Source organism: Castellaniella sp. (genome assembly GCF_049673105.1).
In the GTDB taxonomy this organism is placed as follows: domain Bacteria; phylum Pseudomonadota; class Gammaproteobacteria; order Burkholderiales; family Burkholderiaceae_B; genus Castellaniella.
The window spans coordinates 120989-132877 of sequence record NZ_JBATXG010000015.1; the positions used below are offsets into that span (position 1 = coordinate 120989).

At 64.4% G+C, this 11889-nt stretch carries 9 protein-coding genes; 3 read left to right on the forward strand and 6 right to left on the reverse strand.

The annotated features are described in order from the left end of the window. Positions 1–4: 4 nt before the first annotated feature. The gene (locus tag WBF69_RS05765; RefSeq protein WP_424262124.1) at positions 5–1480 is read right to left on the reverse strand and encodes an inorganic phosphate transporter; all 1476 of its coding nucleotides are present in this window, start codon (positions 1478–1480) and stop codon (positions 5–7) included. Between the two features lie 138 nt (positions 1481–1618). Further along, complete coding sequence (locus WBF69_RS05770) at positions 1619–2362, reverse strand: carbonic anhydrase (protein WP_424262126.1); 744 nt, start codon at positions 2360–2362, stop codon at positions 1619–1621. Positions 2363–2566: 204 nt separating this feature from the next. Between WBF69_RS05770 and rpiA the strand changes: the two genes are divergently transcribed. Both rpiA and phoU read left to right on the forward strand, forming a co-directional pair. After that, a complete protein-coding gene (rpiA, locus tag WBF69_RS05775) occupies positions 2567–3250 on the forward strand; it encodes a ribose-5-phosphate isomerase RpiA (protein ID WP_424262128.1) in 684 nt (227 codons plus the stop codon). A 116-nt stretch (positions 3251–3366) separates the two neighbouring features. After that, entirely contained in the window at positions 3367–4086 is a 720-nt protein-coding gene (gene phoU / locus WBF69_RS05780; RefSeq protein ID WP_424262130.1) for a phosphate signaling complex protein PhoU, read from the forward strand. Between the two features lie 60 nt (positions 4087–4146). On the opposite strand, the gene WBF69_RS05785 is transcribed toward phoU, so the two are convergent. The 4 genes from WBF69_RS05785 to argA are packed head-to-tail and all read right to left on the reverse strand — an operon-like array spanning position 4147 to position 7857. Continuing rightward, on the reverse strand, positions 4147–4419 hold the full coding sequence (locus tag WBF69_RS05785) for an oxidative damage protection protein (RefSeq protein WP_424262132.1): 273 nt from the start codon (positions 4417–4419) through the stop codon (positions 4147–4149). Between the two features lie 18 nt (positions 4420–4437). Then, entirely contained in the window at positions 4438–5379 is a 942-nt protein-coding gene (gene rfbD, locus WBF69_RS05790; RefSeq protein WP_424262134.1) for a dTDP-4-dehydrorhamnose reductase, read from the reverse strand. Beyond that, complete coding sequence (gene rfbB / locus WBF69_RS05795) at positions 5379–6470, reverse strand: dTDP-glucose 4,6-dehydratase (protein WP_424262136.1); 1092 nt, start codon at positions 6468–6470, stop codon at positions 5379–5381. The genes rfbD and rfbB overlap by 1 nt, the downstream gene beginning before the upstream one ends. Before the next feature lie 31 nt (positions 6471–6501). Further along, positions 6502–7857, reverse strand: a complete 1356-nt coding sequence (argA, locus tag WBF69_RS05800) for an amino-acid N-acetyltransferase (RefSeq protein WP_424262138.1) — start codon at positions 7855–7857, stop codon at positions 6502–6504. 44 nt (positions 7858–7901) lie between these two features. Between argA and hrpA the strand changes: the two genes are divergently transcribed. Continuing rightward, complete coding sequence (gene hrpA, locus WBF69_RS05805; protein ID WP_424262140.1) at positions 7902–11876, forward strand: ATP-dependent RNA helicase HrpA; 3975 nt, start codon at positions 7902–7904, stop codon at positions 11874–11876. Positions 11877–11889: the final 13 nt, after the last annotated feature.

The following is an 11889-nucleotide window of genomic DNA, read 5'->3' on the forward strand; positions in this document are numbered from 1 at the left end:
CTGTCTACCCGCCCAGCGTCAGTACCGTCACGGCAAACAGGCCTGCCGACAGCAGCATGCTCGCGGGAAAGGTCAGCAGCCAGGCCAGCAGGATGGTGCGTACGGTGCCATTGTGCAGGCCGCTGCGGTTGGCCACCATGGTGCCGGCCACGCCCGACGACAGAACCTGTGTCGTCGAGACCGGCAAACTGAAGGCATTGGCTATGCCAATGGCGCCGACGGCGGTGATCTGGGCAGCCATGCCCTGGGCGTAGGTCATACCCTGCTTGCCGATTTTTTCGCCCACGGTCAGGACCACCCGGCGCCACCCCACCATGGTGCCGATGCCCAGGGCGAGCGCCACCGCCGCAATGACCCAGAGCGGCGCATATTCCGTCGTGGCCGACAGATCGGCGCGCAGGCGGCGCAGATCAGTGACGGCATCCGCAGGCAACACGCCCATATTGGCTACCTTGCGGGCCGTGTCGTCCAGACAGAGCAGGTGGCTGCGCACACGTCCGCGCGCCTCGGGCGGCAGTTCCTTGTAGGTGCGCACCCCATCCAGGCTGTGACGTACTGCCTGGATGGAAGACATGGTGTCCTGCGGGCTGCAACGGGCTTTCTGGGACGGCTCGGCGCTAGGCGGTGTCTGCAGCGCCAGGTAGTCTCCCAGGACGTTGGCATGGCGCAGGTAGAAGTCGTTCAGGTGGCCGGCGGCGGCGTAGGTGCGCTGGATCTGGTAGGGCGTGCTGGCCGGGTCCAGCACGAATTTGGCCGGGACGATGCCGATGAGCACCAGCATGATCAGGCCAATGCCTTTCTGTCCGTCGTTGGATCCGTGCACGAAGCTCACGCTCATGGCCGACAGCACCAGCACCAGCCGGTTCCAGAAAGGCGGGTGTTTCTTGTTGTCGATGGCGCGGCGCTGTTCGGGCGTCTTGTGCATCTTGGAATCGGCGAACAGCTTCTTGAACCCCAGCAGCAGCAGTGCCGCCACCGCAAAGCCCGCCAGCGGCGAGATGATCAGCGACAGGCCGATATCCAGCGCCTTGCCCCAGTTGACGCCAGCGCCCACCGGGATGTCCGTCAACAACGCATTGGCCAGACCCACGCCCAGGATCGCGCCGATCAGCGTGTGTGAACTGGAAGCCGGGATGCCGAAATACCAGGTGCCCAGGTTCCAGGCAATGGCAGTGACCAGCATGGAATACACCATGGCCTGGCTGCGTCCGCTGTCCAGATTGAGCAGCAGGTCCACCGGCAGCAGGTGGACAATGGCGTAAGCCACCCCCACGCCACCCAGCAGCACGCCCAGAAAATTGCAGATGCCTGAAAAGAACACCGCCAGATGCGGCGGCATGGCCTTGGTGTAGATCACCGTCGCCACTGCGTTGGCGGTATCGTGGAAACCGTTGATGAATTCGAAGATCAGGACGAGGGCCAGGGCCAGCGCCAGGCTGAAGCCGACCGTCAGAGGCAGGCCCGAGAATAAGTCGAACATGATGGGGAATAATCCGGGAGACGCGGCATTATTGCAAATTTGCCGACGACTGACTTGGACGGCGCTTTGGCAAGGGGGTTTTGGCTCGGTCGGTCAGGCGGCGCCGCCCGGATGAGCGGCGCGCCGCCCGGCTTTTCGTCAAGCCAGGAAATCCACCTTGCCTGTACCCAGGCGGTAGATCCCGCCCGCGATCTTCAGTTTTCCGGCCTGCTGAGCTTGGGCGATGATGCTGGATTGCGCCACCAGATCGGCCATGCCGTTGCGCACGTTTTGTTCGATGGCGGCATCCAGTAAATCGGCCTGTTGCAGATCCAGCTTTTGAACGGCTGGGGTCAGCGCATTCACCAGAGACTGGATGTGGCCCGGAAACTGCGCATGGTCCTTCACCGCCTTGACGGCAGCCCCCACGGCGCCGCATTTCTCGTGCCCCAGGACCAGGATGGCAGGCACATTCAGCACCGCCACGGCATATTCCAGGCTGCCCAGCATGTCGTCATTGGCGAAATTGCCCGCTACACGGGCGACGAACAGGTCGCCGCGCGCGGTGTCGAAGGCGTATTCGGGCGCCACGCGGGAATCGGCGCAACCCAGGATGGCGGCATAAGGATTCTGGCCGCCCGCCAGCGCCTGGCGTTCGTGGACGAAGTTGTGGCGCAGCCTGACGCCTGACACATAGCGCTGATTGCCCTCGGCCAGCCGCTGAAGCGCTTGATCGGGCGAGATGGCGTTGTCGGGCTTGGGCAGCCCTGCCGCCCGCGCTGTCGCGGCGACGCCACCGAGCCCGGCAGATGCCGTCAGGGTCAGCGCCAGGGCGGCGGACGAACGCAGGAAATGGCGGCGGGACACGGGCTGCACGTGCGTGCAGAACATCGAATCGCACATAGGGGTTCCTCTCGAAAGGGTTTAGACGGGCGTTTGCCCCTGGATTCAAATCGGTAATACTTGAAACAAGTGCGGATGCTGCCGGGAGATAGTAGCTGTTTCTGTCGCGGGCGGGGAATTTTCGCGCGGCGGCGGGCGAATGCCAGCATTCCGCGTCACAACCTTTAAAATACAGGCCTTTCTGACACTGACCGGACATTTCCTATGTTGACCCAGGACGAACTCAAACAACAGGTGGCGCAGGCCGCGCTGGATTATGTGCTGCCGCAACTGCAGCCGGACAGCATCCTGGGGGTGGGGACGGGGTCGACGGTGGACCGCTTCATCGACTTGCTGGCAGGCCATCGGCAGGCCTTTCACGCGGCGGTGTCCAGCTCCGAACGCAGCACCCTGCGCCTGCAGGCGGCGGGCATCCGTGTGCTGGATCTGAATGACATCGCGGCGACGGCGCTGTACGTGGACGGGGCCGATGAAATCGATCGCCAGCTGAACATGATCAAGGGCGGCGGCGGGGCGCTGACCCGGGAAAAAATCGTCTCGTCCGTGGCGGACCGTTTCGTCTGCATCGTCGACGAATCCAAGCTGGTCGATCGCCTGGGCGGTTTTCCGTTGCCCATCGAAGTCATTCCCCTGGCGCGCGAGGCCGTGGCCCGCGAAATCCGCCAACTGGGCGGGCAGCCGGTCCTGCGCGCAGGTTTCACGACCGACAACGGCAATCAGATCCTCGATGTCTCGGGGCTGAACTACGGCGATCCGGCGGCTTTCGAGGCCATGCTGAACAATATCCCCGGCGTCGTCTGCTGCGGCCTGTTTGCGATTTCAGGGGCGCATGTGGCACTGATCGCCGGGCAGGATGGCGTGTCCCGACTGGAACTGCAGGACGCCTGAGCGTCATGCGATTGTCATATCCGCCTGCTATGCTGGGCTTCTTTCCAAGCGGCAGGCGTGATGGTACGCTGTGCCCTCGTTGAAATCGCCTGAACGGCAGGCAGAGAGGCCCCCCGATGCTGGAACACACCAATAAGCAATTTCACGGCGAACTCGAAACCACTCGCTCCATGTTTCTGCAAATGGGCGGCCTGGTCGAATCGATGGTGCTGGATGGCATGCAGGCCTTGTCCGAAGGCGAATTGCAGCTGGTGGACCGTGTGCGGGAACACGAGCGCCAGGTCAATCAGTTCGAGGTCGATATCGACGAGCGCATCAGTCAGTTGATCGCCCGCAACCAGCCCACGGCCGGCGACCTGCGTTTATTGCTGTCGGTGTCCAAGATGCTGACCGACATGGAACGCTGCGGCGACGAGGCCGAAAAGATCGCCAAAGTCGCCCGGCGCCTGCACGAAGGCGATTCTTCCTACGAACCGGTGGTCGAACTGCGTCATATGGCCGATGCCGTCGCGGCCATGATTCGGGCCGCGCTGGATGCCTTTGCCCGCGAAGACCCGGTCGCCGCCGCCCAGGTGGTGCGCAACGACAAGGACGTGGACAAGGAATGGAAAGCGTCCCTGCGCCACATCATCACCTACATGATCGAAGACCCGCGCACCATCTCGCATTCCATCGACCTGATCTTCATCGCCAGGGCGCTGGAACGCATCGGCGACCATGCCAAAAATATGGCCGAACGCGTCATTTACATGGTGCGCGGCGACGACGTGCGCCATACGGGCGTCAACAACACGGAACGCATGGCGCGGGGCGAACCGCCCGAACCTCGCGAGTGATGCTTGGCGCAAACGAAAACCCCGCTACGGCGGGGTTTTCGTTTGTCTGGAACGGCAGCGTCAGGCCGAGGGTGGCGTATACCCCTGGGCCTCGACATCCTGGTCTTCGAACAAAAAGGCCTTCATGCGGTCAGCCAGGAATTTGCGCGCTTCGGGGTCGGCCAGGCTCAGGTGGTTTTCGTTGACCAGACGGGTCTGGATGTCTTGCCACTTGGCCCAGGCGTCTTTGGAAATTTCGCGCCAGATGCGCACCCCCAGGTCGCCGGGGTAGGGCGGGTAGTCCAGGCCGGGGGCCTCGCGGTTCAGTTTGCGGCAGTGGATCATGCGGGCCATGGTCAGGAATCTCGCTCATCAGATGGACAACGCACCATTGTAGCGACTGATGGCGCGCAGGACCTCGTCCAAACCCGTGCGCCAGTCACGTTCCAGCGGCCCCAGCAGGGCTTCCAGGCGGGAGCAATCCAGGCGGCTGTTGGCAGGTCTGGGCTCGGGGGCGGGCCAGTCGCTCGACGGGATGGCCTCTACTGCTGGCAGACGCGGGATCAGGCCAAGACGCAGGGCCTGAGCGAAGATTTCCTGCGCGAATCCGTGCCAGCTGACCCAGGGGCTGCCTGCGAAATGGTAGACGCCCCCAGGGGCGGATGAAGGCGAGGCGGTCGCCACAGCGCCGTGGGCGTGCAGCGCCAGCCGATGCAAAGCCTCGGCCAGGTGTCCTGCCCAGGTCGGTCCGCCAATCTGATCGTCGATCACGCGCAGACGGTCATGCTGCGCGCCCAGGCGCAGCATGGTGCGCACGAAATTGCCGCCCCAGGCGCTGAAGACCCAGCTGGTGCGCACGATGATCGCATCGGGCGCGGCATCCTGGACTGCCTGTTCGCCCAGCAGCTTGCTGCGCCCGTAGGCGTTCAGCGGGCAGGGCGCGTCGGTGTCACGGTAGGCGCGGTCCAGTGCGCCATCGAAGACATAGTCGGTGGACACATGCAGCAGGTGCATGCCGCGCGCGGCGCAGCCGCGAGCCAGCAGACCGGGCGCGTGGGCGTTGACGGCCAGGGCCGCATCCATGTCGGTCGCGGCGCGGTCTACTGCGGTGTAGGCGGCGGCATTGATCACATAGTCTGCGGGGTGCGCATCCAGCCAGCGGTCTATTGCCGAGCCATCGGTGATATCCAATTGGGCGCGGGTGACGAAGTCGTAGACGGCGGAACCGGGCTTGTGTGCCGCCAGGGCCTGTAAGGACCGGCCCAGTTGGCCGTCCGCGCCCGTGACCAGGATGCGTGCCGTGGCAGCCGGCATCAGGCGGACGCCGCCGGACTGTCCGCCATCGCGCTCAGGCCCAGGCGCTGCCGCTGGTAGCTGCCGTCCTGTACCCGCCGGCACCAGTCGCGGTGGCCCAGATACCATTGCACGGTCTTGCGCAGCCCGCTGGCAAAGGTTTCCTGGGGGGTCCAGCCCAGTTCGTGCGCAATTTTGCCGGCGTCGATGGCATAGCGCAGATCGTGGCCGGGGCGGTCGGCGACATGCGTGATCAGATCGCGATAGCGGGTCACGCCGGCGGGATGTTCGGGCGCCAGTTCTTCCAGCAGCGCGCAGATCGCTTCGACCACGTCGATATTGCGTTGTTCGTTATGGCCGCCGATGTTGTAGGTGTCGCCCGGCACGCCGGCTTCGATCACGCGCAGCAGGGCGCGGGCATGGTCTTCGACGTACAGCCAGTCGCGCACCTGCAGCCCCCGACCATAGACCGGCAGCGGCTTGCCTTCCAGGGCGTTCAGGATCACCAGGGGGATCAGTTTTTCCGGAAAGTGATGGGGACCGTAGTTGTTCGAACAGTTTGTCACCAGCACCGGCAGGCCGTAGGTGCGGTGCCAGGCGCGCACCAGATGGTCTGATCCCGCCTTGCTGGCGGAATAGGGCGAGCTGGGCGCATAGGCGGTGGTTTCCGTGAACAGAGCGCCGGTGCCGGCCAGATCGCCGTAGACCTCGTCGGTCGAAATGTGGTGGAAGCGAAAGGCCGTCCGGGCATCGGCATCCAGGCCGTTCCAGTAGCGGCGGACCGCTTCCAGCAGGGTGTAAGTGCCCACCAGGTTCGTCTGGACAAACGCCGCCGGCCCGTCGATGGACCGGTCTACATGGGATTCCGCCGCCAGGTGCATGATGGCATCTGGCCGGTGCTGGGCCAGCACCCGGTCCAGCCCTGCCGCATCGCAGATGTCCAGATGCTCGAAGACGTACCGGGGGTCGTCGGCCACCATGGCCAACGATTCCAGATTGCCTGCATAGGTCAACGCATCGACGTTGACGACCCGGTGGTCGGTGTGGGCGATCAGGTGGCGGATCAGGGCCGAGCCAATGAATCCGGCGCCGCCGGTGACGAGGATGTTCATGCCGAATTCCTGTGGGCGTGTAGTTGAATCATCACAGCCGCTTGATGAACACCAGGCTGTTGCGTGAATGGTTGTAGTGCGCCCGCTTGTCGTGGGGCAGATCGGACACGCCGCCTTGCACGAAACCGCGTTTCAGAAACCAGTGCGAGGTGCGGGTCGTCAGGACGAACAGGCGCCGCGCGCCTTGGCTGCGGGCTGTGCTTTCGGCGTGGCGCAGCAGTTTTTCCCCATCGCCCGTGCCCTGCCATTCGGGGTGCACGATCAGACAGGCCATTTCCGCCATGCCGTCGTTCGGGTAGGGGATGACGGACACGCAGCCGTAGATCACGCCGTCGTGTTCCAGCACCGTGAATTTTTCCACATCGCGCTCGATCACGGCACGGCCTCGCGGCACCAGCGTGCCATCGGCTTCCAGCGGTTCGATCAGCTGCACGATGGCGCCGACGTCGTCGGCCAGGGCGGGGCGCAGGTCTTCCAGGGTGTCTTCCACCACCATGGTGCCCACCCCGTCGTGGGTGAAGATTTCCAGCAGGATGCTGCCGTCCAGTGTGTAGGGCACCAGATGCGCCCGGGCCACGCCGCGTTTGACCGCCAGCGACGCGTGTCCCAGGAAGGCGCTGGTGTCTTCGTCCAGCACGTTCTGAGCCAGCAGCTCGTCGGCGTCTTTGCGCGCCAATTCAGTGTCTACCGAACCATCGGTTTCCGTCACGGTGCGGTTTTGCGTCAGGAAGATCAGCTTTTCCGCCCGCAGAGCGACGGCAGCATTGGTCGCCAGGTCTTCCATGGCCAGGTTGAAGGCTTCGCCGGTGGGTGAAAAACCCAGGGGCGACAGCAGCACGATGGCGCCTTGGCTGATGACGTTGTGCATGGCATCGATGTCCAGCTTGCGCACGGTGCCGGCTCGCTTGTAGTCCACGCCGTCGATCACGCCCACTGGCCGGGCGGTGACGAAATTACCCGAGATCACGCGGATCTTGGCGTGCGACATCGGCGTGTTGGGCAGACCCTGGCTGAAGGCGGCCTCGATGTCCAGGCGGATTTCGCCGGCGGCTTCTTTGGCGCATTCCAGGGCTTCCGGGCTGGTCGGTTCCGTGCCTCGGCCAAACTGCATCGTGTAGCCTTTCAGACGCAATTGCTCGTTGACCTGCGGGCGCGATCCATGGACCAGGACCAGCTTGATGCCCAGAGCGGACAACAGCGACAGGTCGGCCACCAGGGCTTCCAGGCCGCCGTCTTCGATCAGCTCGCCGCCCAGCGCCACGACGAAAGTCTTGCCGCGAAAATCGTGCACGTAGGGGGCCACCTCGCGAAACCATCGCACAAACTGCGCGGGAGCGAATTCTGGGGCGTCCTGGGCGGAATAGGTATCGATTTCGGGTGAACTCATGGCAGGTGACGGAGACATCGCTAGGGAGGAACCTCGAAATTATAATGAGGGATTGGCCCCCGATTTCAGTGTGTGGGCAGACTTCATCCCCGGAACTCTTCGTTTTGCCACAAAAACCAACGTCAGCCGCTGCATCGCCATCCCGTTCCGTCCGTCGCGGCGGGCGTCGAGACGCCTCGCCAGAGGCCGGGCGCGCGCCGGATGCACCGCCGCCTGGCCCACGGCGGCGCCCGCCACAGACCACGCCTGCCGGCGCCGGGGATCGGCCGCTGCCCGCCATCGTCTACCCCGAAGACCTGCCGGTCAGCGCCTGTCGCCAGGAGATCGCCAAGGCGATCACCGACCATCAGGTCGTCATCGTCTGTGGCGAGACCGGCTCGGGAAAGACCACGCAGCTGCCTAAAATCTGTCTGGAATTGGGCCGAGGCCGTCAGGGCATGATAGGACATACCCAGCCGCGCCGGTTGGCGGCGACGTCCGTGGCGCAGCGGGTGGCCGAGGAACTGCACACCGAACTGGGGGATTGGGTCGGCTATCAGATCCGCTTTGGCGAGCGCGCCGGGCCGGCGACGGCGATCAAGCTGATGACCGATGGTATCTTGCTGGCGGAAACCCAGCGCGATCCGCTGTTGCGCCGTTATGACACCCTGATCATCGACGAGGCGCACGAACGCAGCCTGAATATCGACTTTCTGCTGGGCTTTCTGAAGCGCCTGCTGACCCGTCGCCGGGATTTGAAGCTGATCATCACCTCGGCCACCATCGATGCGGACCGCTTTGCGCAGCACTTTGCCTCGGGCAGCGGGCCGGCGCCGGTCATCCAGGTGTCCGGTCGCCTGTTTCCCGTCGAACTGCGATACCGCCCGGTTCAGCCGGATGCGCCCGCCGACGAACCCCAGGCACCGGGTCGGGGCGACGAGGAGCGCGATCTGGTCGATGCCGTAGCCGATGGGGTGGACGAATGCGCCCGCCACGGACCGGGCGACGTGCTGGTGTTCCTGCCCGGCGAGCGCGAAATCCGCGAGTGCGCCGAAGCGCTGCGCAAGCGCCATCCCGCCGGCGCCCTGGTGCTGCCGCTGTACGCCCGCCTATCGCGGGCCGAACAGGAACAGATCTTTCATCCGCGCAGCAATGTCCGGCGTATCGTGCTGGCCACCAATGTGGCGGAAACCTCGCTGACGGTGCCCGGTATCCGCTACGTCGTGGACAGCGGTCTGGCCCGCATCAAGCGTTATTCCTGGCGCAGCAAGGTCGAACAGCTGCGTATCGAACCCATCAGCCAGGCCTCGGCCAACCAACGGGCGGGGCGCTGCGGGCGCTTGGGGCCGGGGGTCTGCATCCGGCTCTATGCCGAACAGGACTTCAAACAGCGGCCCGCCTTCACGGATCCGGAAATCCTGCGTTCCTCGCTGGCCGCCGTCATTCTGCGCATGAAGGCGCTGCGCCTGGATGATGTCGAAGCCTTTCCTTTCGTGGAACCGCCCACGGGCCGGGCGATCGCCGACGGCTATCAGCTCTTGCAGGAACTGGGGGCGCTGGACGAGCAAAACCGCCTGACCCCGGTGGGACGCGTCCTGGCCAAACTGCCGGTGGATCCTCGCGTGGCCCGGATGATCTTTGCCGCGCACGAGCAGCAATGCCTGACGGAAATCCTGGTCATCGCCTCGGCCCTGTCCATTCAGGACCCGCGCGACCGGCCCATGCAGGCCCGCGAGGCCGCCGATAACGCGCATGCCCAGTTTCGCGACAAACAATCCGAATTTCTATCCTGGTTGAAACTGTGGGAATGGTATGGCGAGCAGGTCGCCCATAAGGCCTCGCAGCGCAAACTGGTGGATCAGATCCGGGCAAAATTCCTGTCGCCGGTGCGTCTGCGCGAGTGGCACGATACCCATGTGCAGTTGCTGACCCTGGCGCGGGAACAAGGGTGGCGGCTGAACCAGACACCGGCCACGCGGGAACAGATCCACATGGCTCTGCTGGCCGGCCTGCTGGGCAACATCGGTATGAAAGCCGACGATGCCAGCCTGTACCAGGGCGCGCGGGATATCCGTTTTGCGATTCATCCGGGGTCTCCTTTGCAGAAAAAGGCGGGCCGCTGGGTGCTGGCGGCGGAACTGGTCGAAACGACGCGTCTCTATGCCCGCTGCGTGGCCCAGATCGAGCCTGCGTGGGTGGAACGGGCGGGCGCCCATCTGGTGAAACGTGCCTGGTCCGACCCGCGTTGGGAAAAAAAAGCGGGTCAGGTGGTGGCCAATGAACGGGGTACCGTGCATGGCCTGCCGGTGTATACGGGGCGCCGTGTGCACTATGGTCGCGTCGATCCCGAGGCGGCCAGGGAAATCTTCATCCGCGATGCGCTGGTGCCGGGTGACATCGACAGCAAGCTGCCCTTTATCGCCCACAACCGCAAGCTGATCGCTTCCATCGAGCGGCTGGAACATCAAAGCCGCAGACCGGACATCCTGGTCGACGATGCCCTGATCTACGCCTTTTATGATCAGCAGATCCCCGCCGACGTCTGCCAGACGGCGACACTGGAGGCTTGGGTCGGCACGCTGGACGCTCAGGGGGTCAAGCGCCTGAATCTGAATCGCGACGACCTGATGCAGCACGACGCCGCCGGCGTCACGACCGAGGTCTTTCCCCGCCGCTTGCATTGGGCCGGGGCCGATCTGGCTGTGGATTACCATTTTGAACCGGGTTCGCCCAGGGACGGCATGACGCTGACGGTGCCTTTGTTCGCCCTGAACCAGATCGACGCCGCCCGCTGCGAATGGCTGGTGCCCGGCATGCTCAAGGAAAAAGTACAGTTGCTGCTGAAATCCCTGCCGCAGAAGCTGCGCCGCCATTGCGTGCCTTTGCCCGAGTATGCCGCGGGGTTTCATGAACGTTGGTTCGAACGCGCCGTCGATCCTGGCATGGGGCTGCCGGACGCCATCATCCAGGACGTCTGGAATCAACGCCAGGTGCGCATCCAGGCGACCGATTTCAAGCTGGAAACGCTGCCGCCCCATCTGTTCATGAATTTCAAGGTCGTCGACGAGCATGGCCGCATGTTGTCGGGGGGGCGCAGTCTGGATCAATTGCGGGCCGAGCATGGTCGCCAGGCGCAGGCATCGTTTCAGCAGGTGGCGGCGCGGGATCTCGCCGCCGCTCAGGTGCTGGACCATGAAGGTCTGACCGCCTGGACGTTTGGCGCCTTGCCCGAACTGCTGGAGATCCAGCGGGGCGGGCAATCGCTGATCGGCTATCCCGCGCTGCGGGACCGGGGGGAATCCTGCGATCTGGACGTGTTCGACGATCCGCAGGAAGCCCGTCGGGTGCATGCCGACGGCCTGCGCCGTCTGTTTCGACTGGCCTTGCGCGAACAGGTCCGCTATCTGGAAAAGAATTTGCCGGAACTGACCCGCATGGCCATGTGGTACATGGATCTCGGGACGCAGCAGGAATTGCGCGACCAGTTGGTTGATGCCGCCATCGGCCAGGCCTGTCTGATGGACCCCTGGCCGGAAGACGCGGAATCTTTCGCCCGGCGCGGCGAAGAAGGGCGCGCGCGCCTGAATCTGTTGGCGCAGGAACTCTCCCGGCTGGCGGCGGCCATCCTGCAGGAACGCGCCGCCTTGCAAAAGAAACTGCCCCAGGCCAAACCTTGGCCGTCCGCGCAGCAGGACATCCGCCAGCAGCTCGACGCCCTGATCGGGAGGGATTTCATTCGCAACACGCCCGCCGAACAATTGAAGCATCTGCCGCGCTATCTGAAAGCCGCGCAGATGCGGATCGATAAACTGCGTGAAGATCCCTCCCGGGATGCCCGCCTGATGACGGAGATGGCCCCGCTCATCACGCCTTGGCAGCGGGCGCGCGCGGCCCTGAAGGGCGCCCCGGATGCGCAGCTGGACGCTTTCCGCTGGCAGCTGGAAGAATTGCGCGTCGCCCTGTTTGCGCAGACTTTGCGCACCCCGTTTCCCGTCTCGGTCAAGCGCCTGCAAAAGGCCTGGTCCGCCTTGCAGCGTTAGCGTTCCTGTTCAG

What these genes read in the sequence shown, in the direction of transcription:
- phoU (WP_424262130.1), top strand. Translation starts at nt 3,367, where the DNA reads ATGCTGGAACACACCAATAAGCAATTTCACGGCGAACTCGAAACCACT.
- rfbD (WP_424262134.1), bottom strand. Translation starts at nt 5,379, where the DNA reads ATGCCGGCTGCCACGGCACGCATCCTGGTCACGGGCGCGGACGGCCAA.
- rfbB (WP_424262136.1), bottom strand. Translation starts at nt 6,470, where the DNA reads ATGAACATCCTCGTCACCGGCGGCGCCGGATTCATTGGCTCGGCCCTG.
- WBF69_RS05765 (WP_424262124.1), bottom strand. Translation starts at nt 1,480, where the DNA reads ATGTTCGACTTATTCTCGGGCCTGCCTCTGACGGTCGGCTTCAGCCTG.
- WBF69_RS05785 (WP_424262132.1), bottom strand. Translation starts at nt 4,419, where the DNA reads ATGGCCCGCATGATCCACTGCCGCAAACTGAACCGCGAGGCCCCCGGC.
- argA (WP_424262138.1), bottom strand. Translation starts at nt 7,857, where the DNA reads ATGAGTTCACCCGAAATCGATACCTATTCCGCCCAGGACGCCCCAGAA.
- rpiA (WP_424262128.1), top strand. Translation starts at nt 2,567, where the DNA reads ATGTTGACCCAGGACGAACTCAAACAACAGGTGGCGCAGGCCGCGCTG.
- WBF69_RS05770 (WP_424262126.1), bottom strand. Translation starts at nt 2,362, where the DNA reads ATGTGCGATTCGATGTTCTGCACGCACGTGCAGCCCGTGTCCCGCCGC.
- hrpA (WP_424262140.1), top strand. Translation starts at nt 7,902, where the DNA reads ATGAGGGATTGGCCCCCGATTTCAGTGTGTGGGCAGACTTCATCCCCG.